Origin of the sequence: Pengzhenrongella sicca (assembly GCF_017569225.1) — a bacterium.
GTDB classification, from domain to species: Bacteria; Actinomycetota; Actinomycetes; order Actinomycetales; family Cellulomonadaceae; genus Pengzhenrongella; species Pengzhenrongella sicca.
In genome coordinates, this window is record NZ_CP071868.1 from 2180756 (window position 1) to 2207433 (window position 26678).

Annotated in this window: 19 protein-coding genes; all 19 read left to right on the forward strand. The window is 76.1% G+C overall.

The features are described 5' to 3' along the window. Positions 1-280 precede the first annotated feature (280 nt). The 19 genes from J4E96_RS09960 to J4E96_RS10050 all read left to right on the forward strand — a co-directional run bounded on the left by J4E96_RS09960 (position 281) and on the right by J4E96_RS10050 (position 26586). A complete protein-coding gene (locus J4E96_RS09960) occupies positions 281-1210 on the forward strand; it encodes an AfsR/SARP family transcriptional regulator (protein WP_227425582.1) in 930 nt (309 codons plus the stop codon). A gap of 148 nt (positions 1211-1358) precedes the next feature. After that, positions 1359-2606 (forward strand): hypothetical protein, encoded by a 1248-nt coding sequence (locus tag J4E96_RS09965; protein ID WP_227425583.1) that lies wholly within the window; start codon positions 1359-1361, stop codon positions 2604-2606. A 19-nt stretch (positions 2607-2625) separates the two neighbouring features. Next, positions 2626-4275, forward strand: a complete 1650-nt coding sequence (locus tag J4E96_RS09970) for a phage tail sheath C-terminal domain-containing protein (protein ID WP_227425584.1) — start codon at positions 2626-2628, stop codon at positions 4273-4275. 8 nt (positions 4276-4283) lie between these two features. Beyond that, positions 4284-4835: a hypothetical protein gene (locus tag J4E96_RS09975; protein ID WP_227425585.1), complete on the forward strand. Its 552-nt coding sequence runs from the start codon at positions 4284-4286 to the stop codon at positions 4833-4835. A gap of 9 nt (positions 4836-4844) precedes the next feature. Further along, on the forward strand, positions 4845-5300 hold the full coding sequence (locus tag J4E96_RS09980; RefSeq protein ID WP_227425586.1) for a hypothetical protein: 456 nt from the start codon (positions 4845-4847) through the stop codon (positions 5298-5300). After that, on the forward strand, positions 5297-6370 hold the full coding sequence (locus J4E96_RS09985) for a hypothetical protein (protein ID WP_227425587.1): 1074 nt from the start codon (positions 5297-5299) through the stop codon (positions 6368-6370). The genes J4E96_RS09980 and J4E96_RS09985 overlap by 4 nt, the downstream gene beginning before the upstream one ends. Further along, a complete protein-coding gene (locus J4E96_RS09990; protein ID WP_227425588.1) occupies positions 6289-6582 on the forward strand; it encodes a hypothetical protein in 294 nt (97 codons plus the stop codon). The genes J4E96_RS09985 and J4E96_RS09990 overlap by 82 nt, the downstream gene beginning before the upstream one ends. Before the next feature lies 1 nt (position 6583). Further along, complete coding sequence (locus tag J4E96_RS09995) at positions 6584-7126, forward strand: hypothetical protein (protein WP_227425589.1); 543 nt, start codon at positions 6584-6586, stop codon at positions 7124-7126. A 49-nt stretch (positions 7127-7175) separates the two neighbouring features. Continuing rightward, positions 7176-7592, forward strand: coding sequence for a hypothetical protein (locus J4E96_RS10000; RefSeq protein WP_227425590.1), 417 nt, complete (start codon positions 7176-7178; stop codon positions 7590-7592). 50 nt (positions 7593-7642) lie between these two features. Then, positions 7643-11674: a peptidoglycan-binding protein gene (locus tag J4E96_RS10005; protein ID WP_227425591.1), complete on the forward strand. Its 4032-nt coding sequence runs from the start codon at positions 7643-7645 to the stop codon at positions 11672-11674. Further along, a complete protein-coding gene (locus tag J4E96_RS10010) occupies positions 11671-12651 on the forward strand; it encodes a hypothetical protein (RefSeq protein WP_227425592.1) in 981 nt (326 codons plus the stop codon). The genes J4E96_RS10005 and J4E96_RS10010 overlap by 4 nt, the downstream gene beginning before the upstream one ends. Then, positions 12648-13721, forward strand: a complete 1074-nt coding sequence (locus J4E96_RS10015) for a hypothetical protein (protein ID WP_227425593.1) — start codon at positions 12648-12650, stop codon at positions 13719-13721. The genes J4E96_RS10010 and J4E96_RS10015 overlap by 4 nt, the downstream gene beginning before the upstream one ends. Further along, the gene (locus tag J4E96_RS10020; protein ID WP_227425594.1) at positions 13718-14521 is read left to right on the forward strand and encodes a phage baseplate assembly protein V; all 804 of its coding nucleotides are present in this window, start codon (positions 13718-13720) and stop codon (positions 14519-14521) included. The genes J4E96_RS10015 and J4E96_RS10020 overlap by 4 nt, the downstream gene beginning before the upstream one ends. Positions 14522-14575: 54 nt before the next feature. Continuing rightward, complete coding sequence (locus J4E96_RS10025; RefSeq protein WP_227425595.1) at positions 14576-14908, forward strand: hypothetical protein; 333 nt, start codon at positions 14576-14578, stop codon at positions 14906-14908. Between the two features lie 58 nt (positions 14909-14966). Continuing rightward, positions 14967-15482 carry a GPW/gp25 family protein gene (locus J4E96_RS10030; RefSeq protein WP_227425596.1) on the forward strand — a complete coding sequence of 172 codons (516 nt, stop codon included), beginning with the start codon at positions 14967-14969 and terminating at the stop codon, positions 15480-15482. A 49-nt stretch (positions 15483-15531) separates the two neighbouring features. Then, on the forward strand, positions 15532-17136 hold the full coding sequence (locus J4E96_RS10035; RefSeq protein WP_227425597.1) for a baseplate J/gp47 family protein: 1605 nt from the start codon (positions 15532-15534) through the stop codon (positions 17134-17136). After that, on the forward strand, positions 17129-21454 hold the full coding sequence (locus J4E96_RS10040) for a hypothetical protein (protein ID WP_227421975.1): 4326 nt from the start codon (positions 17129-17131) through the stop codon (positions 21452-21454). The genes J4E96_RS10035 and J4E96_RS10040 overlap by 8 nt, the downstream gene beginning before the upstream one ends. A 16-nt stretch (positions 21455-21470) precedes the next feature. Then, a complete protein-coding gene (locus J4E96_RS10045) occupies positions 21471-22427 on the forward strand; it encodes a hypothetical protein (RefSeq protein WP_227421976.1) in 957 nt (318 codons plus the stop codon). 49 nt (positions 22428-22476) lie between these two features. Then, positions 22477-26586, forward strand: a complete 4110-nt coding sequence (locus J4E96_RS10050) for a hypothetical protein (protein ID WP_227421977.1) — start codon at positions 22477-22479, stop codon at positions 26584-26586. Positions 26587-26678: the final 92 nt, after the last annotated feature.

Below are 26678 nucleotides of genomic sequence, written 5' to 3' on the forward strand. Positions count from 1 at the left end.
ATCTGCTCCAAGCCGCGCGCGTGTGGGCGAAACGCGGGTCCGGGGCCGTCGGGGGCGACCGAACGCCCACATGTGGGCGGCAGACAGCCGAACGCTCACACCCGCCAGCGCTTGTCGGTATCTCGCCCGCCCGGTCCCGCCCCTTCCGTCACGGCCACATCAGGAGGATTCTGGCCAGAACAGCACAGAACGGCAGGGCTCGCGGTGGACCACCGGGGGCCCCGCAACCGACAGCGACGTCGGCGCGGCAGGCCGGCGGCGCGGTACCGGGAGTGCGGACGTGCGCGAGCTGCGAGTGACGATGATGGGGTCGTTCACCCTGACGGATGGCCGCGAGGTCATGCGCTACCCGCTGCTGCACCGGGCCCAGAGCCTGCTCGCGATCATCCTGCTAGCGCCCGAGCGCAGCCTCCTGCGCGAGAGCGCCGCCGAGTCCGTGTGGCCCGACGCCGGGGCGGACGCGTCGAAGCGCGCGATGCGGCAGGCGCTGTGGCAGATCCACCACGCGACCGACGCCGGCCTGCCCGAGAGCGCGCGCCTGGTGCTCTCCGACGGGGAGGCGCTGCGGATCAACCCCGAGCGGCCCGTGCTCGTCGACGTCGACGTCTTCGCCGACGCGGCGCGCCAGCTGCGCGTGGTCGGCCCCGACGGCCTGACAGACGCCGACGTCGCGCGCCTGGCCCGCGCCGCCGAGCTCTATCGCGGGCCGCTCCTGGCGGGCTGCTACGACGAGTGGTGCCTGGCGCCGCGCGCCCGGCTCGACGACCGGGCGCTGACCCTGCTCGACGCGCTCAGCCGCGCGGCCGAGCGCCAGGGCCAGCTGGACGCGGCGATCGGGTGGGCGCAACGGCTCCTCGACGTGGAGCCCGCGCACGAGCGCACCCATCGGCGCCTCATGCGGCTCTACCACCGCACGGGCGACCGCACGCGCGCGCTCCGGCAGCTGCACCGGTGCCGGTGGACGCTGCAGCACGAGCTCGGGGTCGATCCGTCGGCGCTGACGGAGGAGCTCGGCGCCGCGATCGGGGCGGACCTGTCGCCCGAGGCCGTGCCGCTGGAGCGGGTGCCGCCCGAGCGCGCGCCCGTCCTGCCGGCGCCGACGTCCCCCGGCGGTCGCGTCGCGGCACTTGAGGCCTTCCGGGCCGAGCTCGCCGCCGTCCGGCTGAGCATCGACGCCATCGGCGAGCAGCTGCGGGACGCGCCCGCCTGAGCCCAGAAAACGGAAAGCCACGAAAACCGCAGACACCGCGAAGACGCGGCCCAGACGCGGCGAAGACACCACCGGCCCAGGCTGGCTCGATGACGCGGCGGGGGACCTCCCCGACGACGGCGCGGGGGACCGGGAGAGCACTCGTGACATGGGCGGCGCAGCGATGGACGACGATGCGGGGGACCTGGTCGTCGCGCGGTCGTTCGTCGTGCGCGCGATGCTCGAGCGGCCTGACGTCGCCCCGGCGCGCTGGCACGGCTTCATCACCGACGCCGAGACCGGCGAGCGCCACGCGTGGCGGCGGGTCGCGGACATCGCGCGGTCCGTCGAGGCCACGCTGGCCGCGGCCGCGGCCGGTCCCCGCCGCGGATCTCCCGGCGGGCTGCGCATCCGGGGGGCGGCCATGGCCGGACCCGCGCTGACCGACGTCGTGACCGACATGCTGACGGTGCTCGGCCTGCGGCTGCCCGCCGCGGCGCCCGCGCTGCCGGACCCCAACGTCACGCTCGAACGCGTGCAGGAGAAGCTCGTGGGGCTCGGAAACCACCGCGGCGACGAGCCGACCGGGACCCTCGGCACGCGCACCCTGCGCGGCGGCCGGCTGGACGCGCGCGTGCGGTTCCAGCTGTGGGCCGCGTCGGCCCCCGACGTCGACGCCGCGATGCAGCTGCTGCACACCACCCTGCTCGACGACGGTGCCGACCTGCGCCAGGAGGGCTTCCTCCGGTTCGCGGCCGCCGGCACGACCCTGGCCGAGCACGTGCCGACCGTGGGTGCGGGGGCCTGGCGCAAGGCGAGCAGCTTCGACCTGCTGTATGAGTACCAGTTCGTCGACGCCGACGACGCCGCGAGCCTGATCGCGCGCCTGGAGGTCACGACGGATCCCGAGGTCGTCGCCGGACCGGGCCGGGAGCGCGGTTCGATCGTCGACGAGCTGGCGCGCTGGGACGACGAGGGCGCGCCCGACCTCGTCGTCCGCGGCCCGGCCGGCGTGGCGCGGGTGAGCGCCCTGACCTTCGTGCCCGGCCCGGCGCTGGGCGGCACGGTGACGTTCGCGCGGTCGTCCGGCACGGGCGCCCCGGCGGCGCACCTGCCCGACCTCGACGCGTTCTGGCTCGCCACCGCCGGTGCCCGGCCGGCGCAGCCCGATGCCGACGTCACCCTGACCCCGGCGCTCGCGTTCGCGGCGCTCGGCCCGCCCGCGCCGGGGCTCGAGCTCGGCGACTGGGACGCCGACGCGACCCCGGACGCGTACACGGCCTTCGACCGCCGCCTCGACGACGCGCTGGTGCTGCCGACCGCGGCCGACCGCTTCACCCTGACCTACACCCCGCCCGGAGGCGGCGCCGGGCTGGACCAGACCGCCGTCGTCTACCTCAGGGTCAACCCGCCGTGAGCACGAAGGAGAGGAAGTCATGACCGAAACAGTCCTGCCCGGCGTACTCATCGAGGTGCGCCCGGAGGGTCTCATCGTCCCCGGCGCGATCACCGTGGGAAACGTGGGGGTGGTCGGCACCGCGGGCAAGGGCGCCGTCGGGACCCCCCAGCTGCTCGGCAGCTACTCCGACGCGACCGGGCGGTTCGGCGCGTACGACCGCTGGGTCGACGGCGCGTCCGGCGAGCTGACGCTCGTGCGCGCGCTCGAGCAGGCCTACCGGTTCGGCGCCTCGACCGTCTGGGCCGTGCGCGTCGCCGACTCCAACGCCGTCGCCGCGACCGCCGACCTCGCGTCGCCCACCGGCCCGAACGTGACCGTCGCGGCGCTGTCGCCGGGCACCTGGGGCAACGAGCTCACCGTCGCGGTGAGCACGGCCGACGCCAACGCCGTGGTCGGGTCCGAGGAGGTGGCCGGGACCCCGCCGACGCTCGCGCACAGCCCCGTCGTGCACAGTGCCGTCAACCGGATCCTCGTGCGGCCGGCGGCGGGCGGCGCCGACGCCGTCCCCGGGATCGTGTACGACGCGGCCCCCGGGCCCACCCAGGTCGGGGTTGACACCACGACCGGAGTGCTGACCTTCGGCTCCGCGCCCGGGGCCGGCGACGTCGTGCTCGCCACCTACACCGTGGCCAAGTCGGCCGCACGCAAGGTGACGATCACGCTCGGCGTCGCCGCGGCGGAGGAGTACAGCGTCGTGTCGGGCGACGACCTCGTCGCGGACCTGGCGGCGAGCTCGGCCCTCGTGTCGGGCACCGCCCTCGCGAACTCCGCCGAGCTGCCCGACGCCGTCGCGACCACCCCGCTCACGGGCGGGGCCAACGGTGCGGCCGGTGCCGACTACCAGACGGGCCTCGACGCGCTCCTCGGCGTCGACGCCCACATCATCGTCGCCGCGGGGCAGGACCAGTCCTTCGGGGACGACCTCGCCGCGCACACCGCCGCCGCCTCGGGCGACGCGATCAAGCGCGAGCGGATCGCCGTCGTCGGCACGGCGCTTGAGAACGACCGGGCGACGTTCGTGCAGGACGCGGCCGCGCACACGCTCAACAGCGACCGCGTGATCCTCGTCGCCCCCGGCATCACGGCCGCCGACCGGTCCCAGTCGCCGCCGGCCACGGTCACGCTGCCCGGCGCGTACGCGGCGGCCGCCGTCGCGGGCCTGCTCTCGTCGCAGCCGCCGCACATCAGCCTGACGAACAAGGTGCTCGCCGTGGACGGCCTCGAGCACTCGTTCTCCAGCGCCGAGCTCAAGCAGCTCGTGCTCAGCCGGCTGCTCGCGATCGAGAGCCGGCAGGGCTTCCGGCTCGTGCGGGGGATCACGACGTCGACCAACACGGCCTGGACGCAGATCACCACGCGCCGCATCGTCGACTACGCGAAGTACGGCGTGCGCAGCGCGGCGACCCCCTACATCGGGCTGCTGAACAACGAGCGAGTCCGGGGGGCGCTGCGCGCGACCCTCAACAGCTTCCTCACGACGATGGTGCTCGACGAGATGCTCGTGAGCTACGAGCTCGACGTGCACGCCTCCCGCGACGACGAGATCCGGGGCATCGCCCTGGTCGACCTCGTCATCCGACCGACCTTCAGCATCGACTTCATCAAGGTGACGATGTTCCTCGAGTAAGGATGCTCATGGCACTCACAGAAGTTTTCACCGGCAAGCACGCCGCGCTCACGCTCGCCAGCGAGGACACCCCCGAGGGCGCCGACGCCAAGGCCGTGGTCGACGAGTTCGCGATCCAGACCGTGGGGCGGCTGACCGACGTGCGGGTGACCGTGGACACGGCGCTCAAAGAGTTCTACGAGGTGGGCCGCCGGCACCCGGTCTCGCTCAGCCCCGGGGACATCGCGGTGCACGGCACCGTCGGGCGCGCGTACGTGAACGGCGCGCTGCTGATGCTGCTGCAGGGCCGCGGGTCGGCGCCGACCGCGATCGCCGAGCCCTACGTCCAGCCCGCGTTCACGATCACCCTGCGGCTGGCGGACCCGGCCCGGCCCGGGAACTCGCTCACCCTCGAGATCGGCGGCGTGAAGTTCCAGAATTGGAGCTTCACCCTGCCGGAGGACGACTTCGTGCTCGAGAACCTGGCGTTCCGGGCGCTCACGATCCGCGTCGTGGACCGCGAGGGCGGCGACTCCGGCGGCGAGGCTGCGCCCACGGCCGTCGCGTTCGCCAGCGAGTAGGAGGACGCGATGCCGCTCTCGGCGGAGGATCTGCTCGCGGGCAGCGCCCTGACCCACGACGTCGCGGTGCCCGCGGCCCTGGTCGGGGCGACCGCCGGGACGGTGCGCATCCGCCCGCTCACGGTCCGGGACGTCCAGCTCATCGCGCACGCGAGCAAGGACGACCGCGAGCTCGCCGCGGGGTTGATGATCGCGCGCGCCGTCGTCGAGCCGGCCCTGACGGCCGAGCAGGCGGGGCGGCTGCCCGCCGGGCTCGCGCGCTTCCTGGTGGACGCGGTGAACGAGCTGAGCGGGATCGACACCCCGCGCGACCGTCTGGGCGAGCTGGTGCAGGCGCCGCTGGCCAAGGCGTGCTTCGTGCTGGCCGACGAGTTCGGCTGGACGGCGGAGGACGTGACCGCGATGACGATCGGCCAGATCCTCATGTACCTGGAGATGGCCGGCCGGGCCGCGGAGGTCGCATGAGCACCGCCGGGGTTGGGATCGGGATCGGGCGCGCGGCGCCGGGCACGGGCGTGCTCGACGCGGCGGGCGGCGCCGCGGCGTGGTGCCGCGCCGTCGTCGGCGCCACCGGGGCGCTGCACGACGTCGCCGCGTCCGTCGGCGCCCTGCGCGCGGTCGCGCCGGTCGCCCCGCGGATCGCCCGCGGGCCGGGGTACGGCGCGGCGCTCGCCGAGCTCACCGGCGGCCCACCGGCAGCGACTGCGACGGCAGCGCCCGCGGAGCGCGCCGGCGGGCGGACCGGCGGGACCGCGTGGGCGCCGCCGGGGGAGTCGACCCGCGGCGCGCCAGCGCCCGCAGCACCGCCACCTACCGGCCGGCGCACCCGGCCGGGCACGACCGCGGGCCCGGCCCAGACCGCCGCGCCGGCCGGGACCGCCGGGACCGCCGGGACCGCCAGCTCGATCGCGGGGTCGCGGCCGCGCGCGCTGGCCGGGCCCGGCGCCGATGCCCCGCTCCGGTCTCGGCCGCAGCGGGTGCACCCCGACCGGCAGGCCGACCGTGCCAGCGCCTCGGCGGCGTCGGGCGAGGTGGTCGCGGGGGTGCGCGCCGGCGCCGCGACCTATGCGCCGGGCGTCGCGGGGCGGGTGTCCCTGCGCCTCGCGCTGCTGGCCGGTTCCCTCGCCGCGGGTGGCCGGCTCCGGCCAGGGTCGATCCGTGCCGAGGCAATCCCCGGCGGGTCGCCAGCTGGTGGGTCGGCGGTGCACGCCGCTCTCCTCACCGCTCTCCTGATGAGCGCGCCGCGGGCGGTCGGCGCAGCTGCCGGCCCGACGACCGCGCGGCTGGTCGAGCTCGCCGCCGGGCCTGCGCTGACCGCCGGGACGGCGCTCGCCGGGGGGCCGGTCGTGGTGATGGCCGCGGGCGCGCCCACCGCGGGCCCTCCGGCGACCGGCGGCCGCGCCCCGCGGCGTCGCCGGCGTCGGCGCGCGCCGGCTCGACGGACCTGGCCTCGATGGACCTCGCCGACGCCGCCGCGGGCCGCCCGGGCCGCCGGGCGGAGCCGCGCGCAGACGCGCGCGGGGTCCGCGCCCTGACGCGCTTCGCGGAGCAGCCGGCCGAACCCGCCCGGCTGGGCCCCGCGCCCGCCGACGGCGGCGCGCCCGCTGGCGGCGACCCGTCGGTGGGCACCTGGCCCGCGCCGGGTGAACGCGGCGCCGGGGCGGCCGGGCTGGCCGAGCCGGACCTGGAGCGGCTCCTGACGCGCGTGCTCGACGACGCCGCGCGCCGGCACGGGATCGAGGTGTGACATGCGCCCGGTGCTCGCGGGGGCGGAGCTGCCCCAGGTGCAGGACCTGACCACGAACGACCTGCGCGCCATCGCCGAGCACAAGGCGCCGGGCAAGGACGGCAGCATGCTGCAGAACCTCGGGCGCGCCCCGACCGGCGTCACGGTCCGCGGCGTCGCGACCGATCCCCGGTCGCTCGAGCTCGTCGAGCGGCTCAAGGCGGACCTGCGCACTGGGGCGCCCGTGCCGTTCGTCGCCGACATCACGACGACGACGACGATCGAGCAGGTGCTCATCGACGACCTGCAGGTGCGCCAGCTCGCCGGGAAGCCCGACCGGTACGCGTACGTGCTGACCCTGCGCGAGTTCATCGAGCCGGTCGAGCCGGCGTCCACCGCAGCGCTGGACGCCGACATCCTCGGCGACGCGACCGACCTCGTCGACGGCCTGCTCGACGGCCTCGACCTCGCGTTGCCGTTCGAGACCGGCCTCGACCGGTTCGTCGCGCCCCTGACCGAGCTGCTCGAGCGGCTCCAGACCTTCCGCGGCGCCATCGAGCGCTGACCCGTCCCGCAGCCAGCCGCCAGCCAGCCAGCCAGCAAAGGAGCACACCATGGCCGATCAGAACCTCTTCGAGCAGCTCAAGGAGGTGCTCGCGGACTTCAAGGCGTTCCTCGACGCCAACGTCGCGACCATCAAGCCCGCCGTCCAGGCGATCGCCTCGCTCGTGCCGCAGATCACCGAGCTCATCGACCTGCTGGTCGGGCTGCTCGGCAAGCTCAAGACCGAGCTGCAGAACCTCGACGTCGGCGCGATCCCCGGCCTGGGCGAGGTCGCCGAGTTCACCGGGATGATCCCCGCGCTGCTCGAGGCCGCGAAGAAGCTCCTGCCCGGCGAGACGTCGAGCATCGACTCGATCGCGGACGTCGCGGACGTCGTCACCGGGCTGCCGTCGGTCGACGCGGTCAAGGCCGAGCTCATCGCGCTGATCGACGCCATCACCGTGCACCTGAACTCCCTGAAGCCCTGAAGCCCTGAAGCCCTGAACTGACGCTCACCCCGGAGGCGAAAGGAGGCGACGTGGTCCGCCCGATGCTGGGAGACCTCGAGCTGGAGCAGGTCCAGCTCGTCGAGTCCGACGAGGACCAGGTGGTCGTGCGCCACCCGGTCCCCGCGCTCGAAGGCGACTTCCTGCAGGACCTCGGCCGGCGCGGCGCGCGCCTGTCGGTCACGGGCGTGCTCACGGCCGCCGAGACGTCCGAGCACCTCGCGGACCTGCGCGCGCAGTTCCACGCGGGCGACCCGGTCCCGTTCGTGTCCGACATCTCGTCCGCGATGCTCGTCGACCGGGTCCTGATCGAGCGGATGGACGTGCGCGAGCTGGCCGGCCGCCCCAGCATGTTCGAGTACCACCTCACGCTGCGCGAGCTGACCGAGGCCGAGCCGGTCGACACCGAGGACGTGGTCATCCCGCCCCCGCCGCCCCCGGAGGTGGAGACCGGCAAGCTGGCCGTCACGGTCGTGGTCGAGGGCGACCCCGCGTTCGACATGGACCGCGTGCGGGTCACCGTCCGCGGCACGCAGGACGACGGCGGCGCGCCCCTCGAGCGCGTGCTCACCACCCGGGTGCGCCCCGACACGTGGTTCGAGGACCCGTTCCCCGCGGGCGCGTACACCGCCGAGGCGCTCGTGGACGACGACCGGACGCCGACGGGCCAGCACGAGGTCCTGACCGGCTCGGCCCCCGTGCGCGTGGTCGACGGGCAGACGGCGTCGGCCACGATCGTGCTGCGCCGCGGCGCCAAGATCGGCACCGTCTTCGTGATCACGTTTCACTTCGACAAGGCGTTCGTGGAGCCGTGCCAGCGGCACGTCCTGGCGCAGGTGGTCGAGTTCGCGGCCGCGCACCCGGACGAGAAGCTGGTGATCGTCGGGCACACCGACCTCGTCGGCTCGCCCGAGTACAACCAGGCGCTGTCCGAGCGCCGCGCCCGGGCGACGTTCGCGATGCTCACCTTCGGCAGCGCGCCCCAGGCGTCGGTCGCCGAGTGGGACGAGCTGCGCCGGGCCCGGCCCGCGGGCACGATCACCACGGTCAAGGACACCTGGGGCACACGCGAGTACCAGCACATGCTCCAGGACCTCGGCCGGTTCCAGGGCAACGTCGGCGGGGACCCCGCACTGACGGACGCCGCCGTGCGCCAGTTCCAGCGCGACCACGGCCTGGTCGACGACGGCGTCGTCGGCGACGACACCTGGCCGGTCCTCATCGAGGAATACCTCGCGCGTGACCCGCTCACCCTGCCCACCGCCCAGCTGCTGCCCAACGCGAACGCGTCCGGCTGCGACAACGGGCCGCTGCGCTGGCTCGGGTGCGGCGAGCAGGACCCGGTGCTCAACGTCCCGACCGCGTGGCGGCCGAACCGCCGCACCGAGCTGATGTTCGTCAAGGAGCAGGCGATGCCGTGCCCGGTGCCGGAGCCCATCACGCTCGCGCAGGTGCCCGCGGGCGCGGGCGGCGGCGGCTGGTGCCTGGACGACGGGACGGCCACAGCGGTGGACTGCTTCGTGGTGCCCTGGGACCAGGCGTGCCCGGCGGCCCCGACGACGTCGTGGTGCCGCACGCCCGCCGAGCCCGGCACGTTCGAGGTCGCCGGGGCCATCCACTTCGAGGACGGCACGCCGTTCGCCGGCACGTACGTGCTGACCGCCGCCGACGGCGAGTACCTCAACGGGGAGGTCGCGACGACCGGCCCGGCCGCGCACGCCGGCACCCCGATCGCCGGCCGCACGGCCGCGGACGGCGGCTTCACGTTCCCCCCGCCCGCGCCGCCGCACAAGGGTCCCGGCACGTTCACGATCTCCGTCGACGGCCCGGTCCTGGTGCGCACGCGCGCCCAGGCGCTCGCCGACGTGCGCGGCAATGCGACCTGCTTCCGCCTCGACGGGTCCGCGCCCGCCGACGTCGTCGTCGTGGACCGGGCGGTCGCCTCCGTGCAGCCGGGCATCACCGGCCCCGACGTCGTCGTCGTGCGCAAGCCGCACACCAACCCGGCGCGCCGGCCCGTCGTGCTCCGGTCGTCGACGGCGTTCACGGGCACCGGCCGGCTTGACCGATCGAGCGACCTCGTCCAGCTCTTCGACGCCGCCGCCGGGGGCACCGAGCTGGCCTTCGACGGCGTCGACAACGTCTTCACCTCCGCCCAGCTCGCGGCCGGCGTGACGCTGTTCGCGCAGGGCCGCGCGCCGAGCGCCGCGGTCGGCGACGTGATCCTGACCCTGCTGCTGACGGTCGGCGGCACGCCCGGGCTGAGTTCGACGCACGCGATGACCTCGGTGGAGCTGTTCCTCGACCTGCACGAGAGCCGCACCGCCGCCGGGGTAGCCCCGGCGGCGCTGTCCGAGGCCGCGAAGATCGTCCCCGGGCGGTTCGTCCAGGTCCAGGACGCCGGCAACCACGCGGGGCGGGCCCTGATCACGGTCCGCCAGGCTCAGCCGACCGCGTTCGCGGGCACGCTCGTGCTCACCCCGCTCGATGCGCGGACCCGCCTGTTCGCCGCGGCCGACGAGGTCGCCGCGGCCGGGCAGGCCGTCGTCCCGGCGCCGGTGAACCTCCCGAACGCCGCGATCGGGCCCGCGGGCACCCAGTTCTGGGTCGAGGGCACCGGGGTGAGCGGGGGCCTGCAGGACACCGTGCTCCAGCTCGGGATCGACGCGGTCGAGCCGGACGGGGACCGGGTCCAGCTGACCGTCGTCCAGCTGTTCAACCTCACCGCGACGATCCCGCCGACGCCGGAGCGCACCACCCGCGCCAACGCGCCCGCACCGCACGTCGTCGTCGTCGGGGCGGTGCCCGCGCCGGCGGACTTCGACGAGGACCCGACCGTCAACCTCCCGGTGCCGCTCGTGGAGGGTTCGGTGGCCGCGGCCACGCCGATCCAGCTCTCGGTCAGCGTCGCGCCCGCCGGGGTCCCCGTGCTCTGGGGGGCCCAGCGGGCGCGGGGCCTGTCGGCCGCGAGCGGCGGCGACGATCCCCAGGCCATCATCGACCTGAGCCCCACGGCCGCCCCCGACGTCACCCAGATTCTCGCGGCGCCGCTCACGGCCACGATGCTCACCGACAACGTCGGCACGTTCCACGTCCGCCCGTTCGTGGACGGCAACGGCACCGGCCGCTTCGAGCACGGGATCGACCGCGAGCCGAACATCGTGCTGAACGTCGTGCTCGGGCGGGCAACGCTCTTCCTCGACAGCTCGATCGCGCGCAGCGGCAACTTCGTGGTCGGGCCGAACGGGGTCGGTGGGATCGCCGTGAGCTCGGGCGTGTTCAACATCGCGGCGCCCGCGACGGCGGCGATCCACCTGAACGCGCAGATCGACGTCGTGACCGGCGGCGTGGCGGGGCGGCGCGTCATCGAGCAGTTCTTCGGCGGCTGGATCAACAACGAGACGGCCGTCGAGGCCATCGTCGGAACGTTCCTCGACACGACCGGCGTCGTGCCCGTCGCGCACTTCGACCCGACGGTGTTCGCCGCCAACACGGGGGCCGCGACGGGTGGCACCGCGACCGAGCCGATCTTCCTGCCGGGCGACCCGGCGCCCGTCCCGCTCGCGCCGCCGCTGCTCGACTCGGGCCGCGGCGTCGGCGTCGTCGGCCTGGGCGGGGACTCCGCGACCCTCACGCGCAGCCGGATCCGCCCGCCGCGCGCCCCGCTCGCGCTCGGGCAACGCTGGATCGTGGAGTCCGTCGACAGCCCCGGCGACGGTGAGCCGCCGAACCACGTCGGCTTCGCCGCGGCCACCCTGCGCCGGTTCCAGTTCGGTCTCACGTTCTCCTCGACCCTGGGCGTGTGGACCAACCGGTCCGCCGCCAGCGGCGCGACGGGCGACCCGGCCGACCGCGCCTACGCCGTCGTGCTCGAGCTGCGCTGGACCCAGCTCGGGGAGTGGACCATCACCCCCGGCACGGGCGCGATCGCCGTGGTGACGGCGCCGACGACGACGATCGCGGGCACGACGACGACCTCGCCCGCCGTCGCGGCGGCGACCACCGCGGTCGAGGTGCGCTTCCCCGCCTCCACGGACCAGCTCGCGAGGGACGCCCGCGCATGAGCGACTACGCCGTGACCTCCGAGGTCCTCACCGCCGGGCTCATCGTGGCGGTCGAGGTGGTGCGCGCCGACCTCGGCGCCTGGGAGCCCGAGCCCGGCACGACCCTGCAGCGCCGGACCGGCACGCTTGAGGTGCGCGTGCTCGAGGTCCTCACGGGGCGGCTGCGCGCCGCGGCGGGGGAGGCGGTGACGCTCGAGGTCGTCGAGCGCAGCTCCGGGAGCCGCATCGGCGACTACTACGGCCTGTGGTCGCACGTGCCGACCCTGCCCGGGTCGCGGCTCGTCGCGATCTGCGACGCGGCGTCGACCGACCTGCGGGTCGCGCTCACCGAGGAGCACTGCGACCAGCTGGTCGAGGCGGCGGGGGTGCTCGACGACCTGCGGCTGACGCTGCGGCTGCACCGGCGCCACCTGACGGCGGACCGGCTGCTCGCCGAGGCGGAGCGCGAGCGCGGCACGGGCGGCGCCGCGTTCGCGCGGTACGTCTGGGTCGCGGCGCGCGAGGCCCTGCGGGCCAGCGCCGAGCGGTTCGACGCGCTCATGCGCATCGCCGAGGATCCGGCCACGCGCATCGAGGCGCAGGAGACCTATCTGGTCTCCGCCTACGAGGACCTCACCTTCACCGGCAGCTTCCCAGCCGCCCACCGTGCCCGGCTCGCGCGGGCCATGCTGCGCAGCGCGCTCGACCCGCGCCTCGGCGAGCTCCGGGAGCACCTGCTCACGACGTATGTGCCGAACCTCGTCGCGGTTCCCCAGCCCGAGCCCCTCACCCCCGACGACGTCTTCGCGCCGGCACCCGGGCCTGAGGGCGAGCGGACCGTGGGCGAGCGGACCGCGGGCGAGCGGACCGCGGGCGAGCAGGGCGACGCTGAGCTGCGCGCCGCCCTCCGGACCGAGCTCGCGGACCCGCGCGACCCCGCGACGACGAGCCCCGCGCTGCTGGGCTGGCTGACGGCCGGCGACGAGGGGAGGGGGTGACCGTGCTGCGACCGGGGTATCGCGTGACGATCGGCGACCACGTCGTCGACACGACCGCGCGGCCGCAGGCGAGCACCGCCGTCGAGCTCGCGGTGCGGCTCGACATGGACACGCCCGCGGACTCGGTCACCCTGGTCCAGGGCCAGGTGGGCGGGCTGCCCGCCGAGCCGGGCGACGACGTGTCGGTCGACCTCGGCTACGCCGACGACGCCGCCGGCCTCGTCCGGGTCCTCACGGGCACCGTCGTGACGGTCGAGCCCGGGCTGCGCACGGTGCGCGTCGTCGGCCACTCGCGCGCCGACGCCCTGCTGCGGACCAGGCTTGACCGGACGTTCGAGGACGGCACCGCGGGCGACATCGTGCGCGCCCTCGCGGGAGAGGCGGGGATCGACGTCGCGCGCGTCGAGGACGGGCCGGCGCTCGCCGCGTACGTCGTCGACGGACGCCGCGACGCCGCCCGGCACATCCGCGACCTCGCCTACGTCGCCGGTTTCGACACCTACCTGACGCCCGAGGGCGGGCTCGTCTTCGAGGCGCTGGCGGGCAGCCGCACGGTGCACGTGCTCCGGTACGGCGAGCACGTCCTCGCCGCCGAGCAGGCCCGCGCCCGGCCGCGCGCCGGCACCGTCGAGGTATGGGGGGACAGCCCCGGGTCGTCCCGCGGGGACGAGTCCTGGGCGTGGCTGACCAAGGACTTCGCGCCCCGGCGCGGCAGCGCCGGCACGGGCGCCCCGACGCTCCTGGTCGAGCGGGCGGCGCTGCGCACCGCGCAGGCCGCCGCGACGGCGGCCACCGGCATCGCCGACGCCCTGGCCGCGGCCGCCGTCCGGGTCTGGGTCCGCATCCAGGGCCGGCCGCAGGTCGCGCTCGGCGACCTGGTCCGCCTCGAACGGTTCCCCGAGCGCGCGCGCGTCGACCGGCTCGACGGCAACTACCAGGTGCGCGGCGTCGCGCACCGGCTCACGAAGGCGGGCGGCCTGCTCACGGACCTCACGCTGCGCAGCCTGGTCGGCGCCGCGGCGGCCGCGGCCTCGGGCCCGACCTCGGGCGCGGGGGGAGGTGCGCCATGACGATCGTCGACACGATCGCCGCGATCGTGCGGCACGAGCTCGCGGCCGTGCGGGTCACCGAGCTCGGCGTGGTCGAGGCGGTGCACTCGCACGCGGACGCCGCCGACGACGACAACTACGGCGTCGACGTCACGCTCCGCACGAGCGGGCTCGCGCTCCGGCGGGTCCCGGTCGCGACCGGGCACGTCGGCAGCGTCGCGATCCCCAACGTGGGCGACCTGGTGCTCGTGAGCTTCGACCACGGCGACGTGAACGCGCCGATCGTCGTCGCGCGTCTGTACGACGACGTCGACCGGCCGCCGACGTCGACGACCGACGAGCTGGTCTTCCGGCTGCCGCTGGCCGCCGCCGACGACGAGAGCGTCCTGGCCGCGATCCGCAACCACGCGGACGCGAGCCCGCCGCGCGAGCTCATCATCGAGATGCCGCCCAAGATCACGGTGCGCATCGTCGACGGCACCGTCACCGCGACCGCGGGGGAGACCGAGCTGCGCCTGGACCAGTCGGGCACGAGCGGCGGCACGGTGCGGGTCAAGGCGGGCACCTCGACCGTCGTGCTGGACCAGGACGGCGACGTCACGCTCGAGTCGGCCGGGGCCGTGACGCTGCGCGCGTCGACCGACCTCACGCTCGAGGCGGGCGGGTCCGTCACGATCACCGCCGGCACGAGCCTGGACGCCACGGCCGGCACCACCGCGAAGGTGCAGGGATCCCTGTCGGCGACCCTCGAGGGGTCGGCCGGCGCGACCGTCCAGGGCGGCTTCGTGACCATCAAGGGTCAGACGTCGTTCTCGCCATGACCACCCTCACCTCGGCTGCCCGCGCAGCCGCCGCTTCCGGAAGGAGCCGCCACCGTGCCAGGACTGCCCGTCTCGATCGGCGCGTCGGTCATCGTCACGCCCGGGGCGACCGGCGCCCCGGACACCGGCACGATCATGGTCGTCCTGCCGCCGTTCGTGACCGCAGGCGGGATGCCGCTCGCCACGACCGGAGCGATCTGCCTCATGGTCAACTCCGTGACCGGGGTCCCGTACCCGCTCGTGATCGGGCCGCTGGGCAGCGGCGGCGTCCGGGTCGCGGGCCGGGCCCTGGTCCGCGTGGGCGACATGATCCCCTCGCCGCCCGGGGTGCTGAGCGTGGTCGGCCCGCCCGCGGCGACCTTCGTCAGCGACGGGTGGCCGCCATGACCGGGATCGCCAGGAGCGGGGTCGCCAGGCCCGGGATGGCCAAACGGAGGGAGCAGCGATGAGCACACCGATCGTCGGCCCCGCGGTACCCCGCGAGGAGCTGTTCGGCGCGGACCTGCGCCTGCTCGGCGACCTCGAGCGCGCCGAGCAGCGCGAGCGCGGCGGCGACCTGTTCACCGCGATCCGCCCGCAGCTGCGGCTGCCGGGGGACCCGGACGCGTCCCCGCACGACCTGCAGCGCCTCGAGGGCGTCGCCGACCTGCAGCAGGCGCTCCTGCTGCGGTTCCTCACCCAGGTCGGGGAGCTCGCCCACCTCGGCCACCCGACGTACGGCAGCCGCCTGCACGAGCTCGTGGGCGAGCTCAACAACGAGGCGACCCGCAACCGCGCCAAGCTCTACGCGCTGCAGGCGCTGCTCGACGAGCCGCGCATCGCGCGGGTCCGCTCGATCGTGGTGACCACGCGCAGCGGGGACCCGACCTGGGTCGACGTGCGGGCCGCCGTCGTCGCCATCGACCAGGTGACCGAGCTCAACCTCGTGTTCCCGGTCCCGCTCGCGGGAGGAGCGACATGAACCTTGACGCCGGAGGTGTCCCGATGAACCTCGACACCGGAGGTGTCCCATGAACATCGACACCGCGACCCTCGTCCATCGCCCCTTCGGGGACCTCGTGGACGACATCCTCACGTCGGTCGTCGGCGGGGTCGTCAACGAGCCGATCCGGTTCGACCTCAAGGTCCTCACGTACGCCCTCGCCGAGCCCGCCGCGGGCATCCGCGGCATCACGGGGACCGCGGCGGCGCTGCCGCGCACGTTCCTGCTCGCGATCGACTTCGTGTTCTCCGGGACCGCGACGAACGCGGTCGTCTGGCTCGACGACGGGACGCGCCCCGACGACGACACGACGTTCTACGTCGACTACTTCCGGGTGGACAGCCGCTCGCCGCTGTCCGACATCAACGTCGGCAGCGTGACGCGCACCCTCACGGAGGCCGTCGGCCGCGAGATCGCGACCGTCTACGAGCAGATCAACCTCGCGTACCTGTCCGCGTTCGTCGACACCGCGACCGGCACGTCGCTCGACTACGTCGTCGCGATCCTCGACGTGACCCGCAAGACCGCCGAGTTCGCCGAGGGCCTGGTGACCTTCTTCCGGACCGCCGGCATCGACGGCAACATCACGATCAGCGCCGGCACGCGACTGACGACGACCAACGGCGCCGTCGTGTTCGCCACGACCCAGCCGCGCACGCTGCAGCGCGGGCAGGTCCGGATCGACGCCCCGGTCCGCGCGGACGTCGGGTTCGCGGGCGAGCCGGGCATCGTCGCGGCGGGCACGATCACCGAGATGTCCCAGCCGGTCGCCGGCATCGAACGCGTGAGCAACCTCGACCCGACCGCGCGGGCCGCGGCGGACGAGACCGACGAGGAGCTCCGCACGCGCGCCAAGTCCGCCCTGCGCGCCCTGGGCAAGGCCACGCTCGCGGCGCTCGACCACGCGATCCGGGAGGGCCGCGGCACCCCCGTCGAGTTCTTCGACCCGAACGGCCCGCTCGCGACCCGGTCCGAGCCGGGCACGGTCACGGTCGTCGTCGACGCCGAGCCCGAGCGGCTGCCGGGCCTGCTCGACGCGGTGCACTCCACCCGCGCCGCGGGGGTCCTCGCGAGCCTCGTCGCGCGGTACGTGACCATCACGCCGCGCGTCCACGCGACGATCACGGGTGGGATCTCCGCGCCGGGGCAGGAGCAGATCCGCCTCGACGTCGTCGCGGCGCTGCAGGCCTACGTCGACGGCCTCACCCGCGGGGACCCGGCCGACGGCGCCGCGCTGCTCGCCGCGGTCCGCGCCGTCGACGACGTGACGGCCGCGACCATCGTCGACGTCGTCGTCGTGCGCGCGGACCTCGCGGGGCCGGACGGCGACGCGGGCCTGATCGAGGCCCTCGTGCAGGCCGCGCGACTCGCCCCGGCCGGGGACGACGCTGCGCTCCGGGCCGCGCTCGCCGGCGCGGTGACGGCCGCCGGCAGCCAGGCGCCGAGCGGCGCCGGGATCCCCGACCGGTCGCTGCTGCAGTCGACCGCCGAAGGCCGGGCGGGGCGGCCCGCCGCCGACGACGAGATCGAGGCCGGCACGTTCGCCGTGTCGGCGACCGTGGGCACCGAGCCGTGGTGGATCGCGCTGTCGATGGTCGCGGGCGACGTGGAGACGGAGGCGGGAGGTGCCTAAGGCCGACCGCATCCTCGCGAACCTGCCGCCCACGTTCCGGCTGCGGGGCGACCCGTCCGCGCTCCGCGCGCTCGTCGACGCGTACGGCGGCGAGCTGCAGCAGGCGGAGAACTCGCTGGTGGCGGTGATGCGGGCGCACTGGGTCCAGTTCGCGGACGCGGGGGAGCCGCGCATCGAGGACCTCGCGCTGTTCGCCGCGCTGTACGGCCTCGCGCCGCGGCCCGACGAGAGCGTCGAGGAGTTCCGCGACCACCTGCGCCGGTACGTGCGCACCCACCTCGAGGGGACCGTGACGGTGCGGGGCATCCTGCGGATCACGGCCGAGGCGCTCGGGCTGCACATCGAGGACGACGCGCTCGACGCGTGGTGGGACCGCGCGGAGCCTGTGCTCGTGACCACCGCGGCGCTCGGCGCCGACGCCGCGTCGCTCGTGCTCGGCGCGGGAGCGGCGGTAGCCGACGGCGCCGACGCCGCGCCGGCCCGGCTGGTCGGCGACGTGGACCTCGGCCTCGGCGTCGACCTGCGCGCTCGGTCGATCCTGTGGGTCGCGCTCGACGGGCACGGCGCGCTGCCGGTCGACCTCACGACCGGCGCCGGCGACCCCGCCCTGGTCACCCCTGCGGAGCTCGTCGCGGCCATCGACGCCGAGCTCGGCGTCGCGGGCGTCGCGGCGGCCGTCGGCGGCCGGCTGACGCTGACCTCGACCACGACCGGCGTGGCGTCGCAGGTGGCCGTCGAGGACGGGCCCGGTGACGCCGCCGACCTCGTGCTCGGGCTGGCGCCGCGCTCCTACGCCGGCACGGACGCCACGCGGGCCCGGCTGACCGGCACCGCGGACCTGAGTACGGCGCTCGACCTGACCGGCGAGCGGTACCTGCGCCTCGCCGTCGACGGCGCGCACCTGGTCGAGGTCGACTGCGCCGTGCTCGCGCCCGACCCGGCCGCGGTCGACGTCGGCGACGTGACCGACGCGATCAACGCCGCGCTCGGCTTCGACGCCGCGACCGACGACGGCCGGTTCCTCACCCTCGCCTCGCCGACCCTCGGGCCGGCCGGGTCGATCGTGCTGCTGGACCCCGCGGCCCAGCCCGCCACGGCGCGGCTGTTCGGCGACGCGCCCCGGGCCGCGGTCGGGGCGGCCGCCCGCCGCGCGAGCGTCGCGTCCGACCGGGGGATCGGCCAGGGCGTCGACCTCACCGGCGACTCGCTGCTGCGGATCGCGGTCGACGCCGAGCCGGCCGTCACCGTCGACATCGCCGGCCTCGCGCCCGCGGCCACGACCCCGGCCGAGATCGTCGCGTCGGTCAACGAGGGCCTCGGCGCGACCGTCGCCTCGCACGACGGGGACCGCATCACGCTTGCCTCCACGACCGCCGGCGCGGCCGGCCTCGTGCGCGTCGAGGAGGTCGCGGGCGACGCGGCCGAGGCCGTGCTCGGCCTGCGCCCGCGGTCCGCGCGCGGCGCCGCGCCGGTGACCGCGGCTCTGACCGGGCAGGTCGACCTCTCCGCGGGCGTCGACCTCAGCGCCCGCCACCTGCTCGTGCTCGCCGTCGACGGCGCCGCGCCGGTCGAGGTCGACCTGCGTGCGGGGGTCGCCGACCCCACGCACGCGAGCGTCGAGGAGGTCGCCGCGGCCGTCAACGCCGCGCTCGGCTCCGACGACCCGGCCGACGACCCCGTCGCGACCGACGACGGCGCGCACCTGATCCTCGTCTCCACGGCGGCCGGCGCCGCGGGCCGGCTCGAGGTGGCCCCGCTGCGCCGCACGCTGCGCCGCCGGTTCGTGACGCGGGCCCGGGTCACGGACGACGCCGCGACTAAGGTCCTCGGCTTCACCGCCCGGTCCGCCGCCGGCGCACCCGCGCAGGCCGCGCTCCTCGCGGGCGGCACCGACCTGTCCGGCGGGGCGGACCTGACCACCGACCGCTACCTGCGGCTGCGGATCGGCGACGCCGAGCCGGTCGAGATCGACTGCGCCGGGCCGCGCCCGCGCGCGACCACCCCCGCCGAGATCGTCGCGAGGATCGTCGCCGCGGCGGGCCCGGTCGCGACGACCGACGGCCACACGATCGTGCTCACCGACCCGGAGCCGGGCGGCGCCTCGCGCGTCGCGCTCGAGCCGCCGCGCGCCTGCGACGCCCTGGACCGCGTCCTGGGCCTGACCCCCCGCACCGCGCGCGGCGACGGCGCCGCCGGCGTGCGGTTCACGGGCACCGTCGACCTGTCCGCAGGTGTCGAGCTGGTGGCCGACGCGGCGCTCCGCATCGGCGTCGACGGCGCGGCACCCGTCGACGTGCCCGTGGGCGACGGCGTCGCGACGGCGGTGCGACCCCTGAGCCAGCTCGTCGCGCGGATCAACCTCGCGCTCGCCGCGCCGGTCGCCGCGCACGACAGCACGCACCTGCTGCTCGTCGCGCCCACGACCGGCGCGGGCGCGAGCCTGACGTTCGAGGCGCCGAGCGTGGGCACCGACGCGACCGCGACGCTGCTGGGGATCGCGCCGCCGCGCACCTACGCCGGCCGAGGCGCGACCGCGGCTCGCCTGACCGGGGTGGTCGACCTCACCGCCGGCGCGGACCTGCGCGTCGCGAACCTGCTCACCCTCGCCGTCGACGGCGCGGCTCCCGTCATCGTCGACCTCACCGCAGCCGTCGCGCCGGCGGACCACGGCGCGGTGCCGGCGGCGCAGGTCGCCGCGGCGATCAACGCCGCGACGACCGCGGCCGCGGTGACCGTCGCGATCCCCGGCGGGCTCGCGGTCCAGGTCACGTCGCCCTCGAGCGGGCCGTCGAGCCGGCTCGACGTCGCGCGCACCGGCGCGGGCGACGCCGCGCCGCTGCTGTTCGGCGCCGCGGGCCTGGTCGCGACGGGGGCCGACCCGGCGCCCGCGGTGATCGACGGGACGGTCGACCTGCTCGGCCCCGTCGACCTCGGCGAGCGGTCGATCCTGCGCCTGGCGGTCGACGGCGGCGAGCCGGTCGACGTCGACGTCGCCGGCGTGACGGCGTCGGCCACGCTGCTGGGCGAGGTCGTCGCCGCGATCGACCGCGTCCTGCCGGGCGTCGCGCAGGTCGGCCCCGCCCAGCGGCTCCGGCTCGTCTCGCGGGACGCGGGCGCCGACGCCCGGGTCGAGGTCGTGCCCGTGCGCCAGCTCGAGGTCGTCGAGTACCCGCCCACGACGGCCGCGGCCGGGTTCGACGTGCGGCACGGCTCGGTCCTGCTGTTCGCGAACGCCGGGGCCGCCGCCGTGCCCGGACGCGTCGAGCTCACCACTGCCGCCGGGGTGGCCGGGCCGCGGCTCGCGGACCCCGCGGCCGGCTGGTCGGTCCGCGTCGACGAGCCGGTCGTCGCCGGCGGGCGGCTCGTGCTCGAGCCCGCCGCGGCGGGCGGGGTCACCGCGACGCTCGTGACGGACGGCGTCGCGCGGGTGCTCGCCCCGGAGCTCGTGCACGTCGCGCCGGCCCCCGGCGCGGGCGCCGACGGGACCCGCGCGCTGACCGTGCGGCGCGGGCGAAACCGCTGGAGCTTCACGCAGTGCCGCGCCGCCCGGTTCGACGAGGCCGTCTTCGACACCGACCGGTTCGCCGGCGGGGCGTGCACCGAGGAGGCCGTGTTCGACCTGAGCCGGCTCGGGCCGGCCGAGACCCCCGCGGTGTTCGCGGCCGCCGCGACGCACGCGGCGACCGCGCACGTCGCGGTGACCTGGGACGCGCACGAGGCCGGCGCGTTCGAGGTCAGCCTTCCGCGCGAGCTCGACGTCCGGTTCGGGGTCGAGCTCGGGCAGGCGCGGTTCGGCGCCGCCGAGCCCGAGCTGCTGCCCGGCGTCGTGACCGAGCCGCTGACCGACGACCAGCACGTCGTGACGCGGATCAACACCGGCTCGCGGCTCATCGAGGCCCGGCTCGCGCCAGCCGTGCCGATCGGCTGGGCCCCGGTCGCGTTGCCGTTCCGCGACCCGGCGCCCCTGACGCTCGGCCGGCCCGACGCCGAGGCGCGGCTGTACGTCTCCGGGCCGGGGCTCGCCCCCGGCTTCCTCGAGCTGCGCGCCGCCGAGGTGGGCGCGTACGGCAACGAGATCACCGTGACCGCACGGGTCGCCGGGCCGGCCATCTACGACCTCGAGGTCCGCCTGCCGGGCGGCCGGTTCGAGAACGCGCGCGCCGTCGTGTTCGGCCCGCCGCTGCCGACGCTCGCGGACGACCTGCTCGCCCCACGCCCCGTCGGGGTGGGCACCGCCAAGGCCGCGGGGATCCGCGCGCACGTCACCAGGGACAGGGCCGTCCCGGCCGTAACCCACGAAACCGGGCTCCGCCCGTGATGAGGAGAGGAACACCATGACCGAGACCACCGTGCCCTACGTGGAACGGGCCCCCGGCGACCTGCTCACGGCCGAGGACTGGAACACCGTGCAGGTCAAGATCCACGCCGACATCCGCTCGACGTCGCAGGCCGCGGCCGACGCCGTCACGCACGTCGCGTCGGCCGACGACGCCGACCACCTCGAGGGCAAGGACCTCGACGCCCTGACCGCGGAGGTCACCAAGCGGGTGCTCGACGAGGTCCGCGGCCGCTCCGGGTACCAGCAGCTCGTCAAGGTCCTGCGGGCGGGCGAGATCACGGTGCTCGAGCACGGGCTCGGCACCGCGCCGGTCGTCGACCTGTACAAGCTCGAGTACTTCGAGGTCGTGTGCCGCGAGGACGACGAGACCCGCGCCGCGTTCGCGACGTTCTACCTGCACCACTCCGAGGAGCGCCGGGTGCGCGTGACGGCCGACGACGGCACGCGCCGCTCGATCGACATCCAACCCCCCGATTTCCCCGACCTGGGCATCCCGTTCGCGGACATGCTCGCCCGCTATCAGGTCGAGTACACCGACACCACGACGCTGGACGACCTCGAGACGGAGTTCTGGAAGGCGTTCTACCGCGACCCGAACGACCAGTTCGGGGACGATCAGTACTGCCACTCGCCGTGGTTCGAGCGCTGCTGCAAGGAGCAGCAGACCGTGCGGCGGCTCAAGCAGAACGGCGACTGGAACGACATCGTGTTCCAGATGCGGCCGCGCAAGTCCGTGAACTTCGCGGGCACGCCCGCGCAGGGCGACAACGAGCGGGGCCGCAACCCGCGGCCGGCGAACACGTTCGTCCAGCACCTCGACAACAACCGCACCGCCGTCTGGTTCGAGGGCACCGCCCTGCACGACGCCGGGCTGGAGTCCCGCGCGCGCGACTACATCGGCGCCCGGGAGTTCGACTCCGAGCTGAAGCTGATGATCCTGCTCAAGGCGTAGCCGCGCCGCCGCGCCGCGGGAAGGTTCGAATCGTCGAGAGGGAGCGGTCATGCAGGTCAGGGCAGTGCACGCCGGGGGGTCGCTGCCGTTCGAGCGGGAGCGCCGGCTCGTGCTGCGCCGGCTCCCGGTCGGCGCGGTGCTCACCCGCGCGGTCCTGACCCTCACCCCGGTCTCGACCGACCCGGGCCGGCGCTTCCTCGAGACCCTGACGTTCGCCGACGGCGTCGGCGACTGGGGCGCGAACAAAGTCGTCACCGCCGCGGCCGTCGAGGTCGACCTGCACGCGCGGCGCAAGCTCGCCGCGCTCGTCGGCGCGAACCTCGCGACCGGCACCTTGCTCGTCGATCTCGGCGGCGGGTTCATGGGCGTCAACGCCGCCGGCGGGCTCGGCGGCGGGCCGGCGCTACCGACCGCGAACACGATGGACCTGCCCGGCCTGACGGTCACGGGCCTGCGGGCGGCGCTGACCGGCCCCGGCGCCGGCGCGGGCGACATCTCGCTGCTGCAGGTCAGCTCGCCGCCGAGCAACGTGACGCTCGCCGTCGAGGGCGGCCCGGTCGTGTTCTCCCACGTCGGCGACCTGGTCGACGCCGTGACGACGCCCGACTTCGCTGATGTGCTCCAGGCGATGCTGCCGCGGCTCGAGGTGGCGGGCGGGTGCTACCTCGTGCCGTTCACGGTGCACTCCGACACGATCGCGCGCCTGGACCTCACGCTCGAGCTCGACTACGCGCTCGCCGCGTCGGCCGCGCCCGCGGGCGTGCGCACCGTCCAGGCGCCCTACGCCTTCGGCGGCGCCCCGGTCGCCGGGCAGGGTCGCCTGTCGGTTCTGGTCCCGCCCGGCATGGTCGCGACGCCGGGCGGCACGGCGGGACGGATCCGGGGCGCGTTCGCGGCCACGCGCGTCGTCTACGGGCCGGTAACGGCGCCCGAAGCGCCCGAACTCGTCGTCCTCGAGGCCGGGCGGTCGCTGGCCCAGCAGCTCACCCTGCCGACGACGCAGGTCGCCTCGTCCGTCGACCTGCAGCTCACGGCTGTCACGGCCAGCGCGACGATCGCGGTCGACCTGGTGACCGACCTGGACGGCAAGCCCGGCCGGAGCTCCCTGCTGGCCCGGCCGGCCGAGCGCACGCTGACCCGGGACGAGGCGGGGGCCCCGACCTGGATCAACGTCCCGCTGCCAGCCGAGGTCGAGGTCGCGGCGGGGCTGGCGCGCTGGCTCGTCGTCCAGGCGCGGGAGGGCTCGCTCGCCTGGAGCGCCGCCGCGGCGACGCCGCCCGCGCCCGCGCCCGCGCCGTCGTCGTCGTTGTCCTCGTCGTCGTCGTTGTCCTCGTCGTTGTCCTCGTCGTCGTCCGCATCGTCGTCCGCACCCGCGCTGTCCGCGCCCGCGCTGCAGCTCACGCGCGACGGCGGCCTGTCGTGGCGCGCGGTCGCGGGCGAGACCGTGCCCGCGCCGCTGGGTGCGCTGCTGCGCCTGCGGCACGCGACGGCCGGCTTCGAGCTGCCGCTCGAGCTGCGCGTCGGCGCCGGCGGCGAGGAGGTCGCGGTGTCGCTGCAGCGGTTCGCGCCGTCCGGGGGCGTGGACTTCGGCCTCGACTTCCCGGAGGTCGCGGGCGCCGTCAACGCCGCGCTCGCCTCCGCCGGCGGCGGCGCGACGCCCGGCGGCGGCGAGCAGGTCGCGAACGGGGACTTCGCCGACTGGCTCCGGGCCGGCACGGCCGTGCGCGGGCCGTCGTCGCTGCGCGGGCGCTCCGCCGAGCCGGTCACGTTCGGGGCGTGCGCGTTCGGTCCCGACAGCGCGCTCGTGCACACGGTCGGGCGGGGCGAGGCGCAGGCGCGCTACGTCGCCTTCAACCTGTTCTCGCGCGTCGCGGAGGTCGACGAGCCGATCGGCGCCGGGTTCCCGCTCGCGCTCGCGCTCGATGCCCCGGGACGCACCGCCCTCGTCAGCCTCGCGACCGGCGGCGTCGAGCTCGCCGCGGCGCCCGCAGGCGCGGGTCTGGTCCTCGTCGACACCGCGACCGGCCGGCCGATCGGCGCGCCGGTCGACGCCCCGGAGCCGGCGGTCGCGCTCGCGGCGGCCCCCGACGGGCTTGGCGTCTACCTCGCCGGGCCCGCGCGCACGCAGTCCGGCCCGGCGACGATGGTTCGCCACGCCGGCTGGGCCGAGCTGCGCGCCGCCGCCGCGGGCTCTCCCATGGCCTGGGCGGACCTGCCGGCGGCCGCCGTCGACGGTGCGCCGATCGCCCTCGCCGCCGGGCCCGACGGCCTCGTCGCCGTGCTCACCACCGGCGAGCCCGCCGCGGACGGCAGCCCCGGCACCCCGCGGCTGGTGACGTTCGTGGACCGGGCGGCGGTCGCCGGGAGCGACGGCCGGGAGGTCGCCGCGGTGCCCGACGCCGTGGCCCTCGCGGTGCTCGCCTCGGGCGCCGAGATCCTCACGCTCGGGCGCCATCAGGTCCGGTTCCTGCGCGCGGCGGACCGCGCGACGATCGTCGACGTCCCGTTCCCGGACGGGGCCGGCACGGCGCGCGCCCTCGCGGTCGACCCGCGGGGCGAGCTCGTGCTCGTGGCCCACGACGGCGGGGTCGCGGTGCTCGACGCGGCGAACCGGCGGCTGCTGCCCGGCCAGGGGGTCGAGCTGGAGACCTCCGACGCCGGCGCCGCGGTCGGGATCAACCTGGCCGGCACGCACGCCGTCGTGCTTGCCACGGGGACCACCCGGGCGAGCGTGCTCACGATCGGCGACGCGCTGCCTGCCGAGTGGGAACTGACCGCGGGCCAGGTGCGGCCGGTGGCCCTGCCGACCACGGGAGAGGTGCTGGCCCTGCTCGGCAGTGCGACCGCCGTCGACCGCCGGGAGGCCTCCCCGCCGGCGTCGATGTCGCAGGTGCTGCCGGTCGCGGGCGGCGCCCGGTACCGCTTCGCGTTCGACGGCCTCGCGTTCGTCGAGGGCGCGGTCGCGCAGGTCCGGTGGACGGGCGACGCGTGCGCCACCGAGCGCGTCGACCGGGTCCCGGTCCAGGCGGTCGACCTCGCCGTGCGCGGCTCGGTCGCCAGCCTCGGCCACCACCAGGCCGTGCTGACCGCGCCCGCGAACGCGACGACGGCCGAGGTCCGGTTCTGGACGCCCGAGTCGGTGCTGGTCGTGGACAAGGTCAGCCTCGCCGGGTCCGGGGACGTCGCGACGGCGGCCTGGGCCCCAACGGCGCCGACGACGACCGTCAGCCCCGCGGGTGCGGGCCTGACGCTCTCGAACGGCGGGGCGGCCGGCGCGGCCGTGACCCAGGTCGTGGCGGCGACGGCCGGCGACCGGTTCGCGCTCGAGCTCGCGGCGACAGCGACCGGGGAGCCCGGCGCCGCGGTCGAGCTCGCGTTCGCCGACGACGGCGCCGCGCCGGTCGGCGAGGTCGTGCGGGTCCCGCTCGACGCCCTCGACTTCGACGTCCGCGGCGCGATCGGCGACGTCCCGGCCGGCGCGGTCGAGGCCGAGCTCCGGGTCGTGCTGCCGCCCGGCGCGCGGGTCGAACTTGCCGAGCTGACTTTCACGCTCGGCGCCGCGACCGAGGTCGGCCTCTACTTCGCGGCGCAGGCGCCGGGCGACCTCGGCCTGACGGACGTCGCGGTCGTGCTCGACGAGGGCGTTCCGCAGCCGGTGTTGGTGCCGCCCGGCGGGCTGTGCCCCGCCACCGCGGCGGGGGACGGGGCCGACGGGGAGTCCTGCTACTGCCAGGCGTGCGGCACGCGGGGGCCGGCGCGGCGCGGGCGGCCGGCCCGCACCGACGCGGGACGGCCCGCGACGGTGAGCCCGTGCCCGACGTGCGGGACGCCGCGCGTGCGGACGGGCGGCCGGACCGCCAGTGGGGCGGGCGCCGTCGGGCTGCCGCGGTTCCGGGTGCCCGACCGGACGCTCGCGCGCGGGCCCGCGATCGTGAGCCGCGTGCACATCGACGCGCCGCTGACGGCGATCGCGGGGATCGCCGCGGCGCGCGCCGGGCAGCTCGCCGCCGCGGGGATCGGGGACGTCGTCACGCTCGCCCGCGCGGACGCGAAGGTCGTCGCGGCGCTCCCGCGCGTCTCCGACGCGATGGCCGCGGCGTTCATCGCCGAGGCGGGCCGGCTGGTGCGCGAGCGGGGCCGGCGGGTCGTGTTCGACTAGGGGATTGCGCCCGATCGGGTTCGCTGGCGGCCACTCCAGAGCCGCCGGGTCGTGCGTGTGTGCATCGATTGTGAGGCTGTGCACAGGTCGGG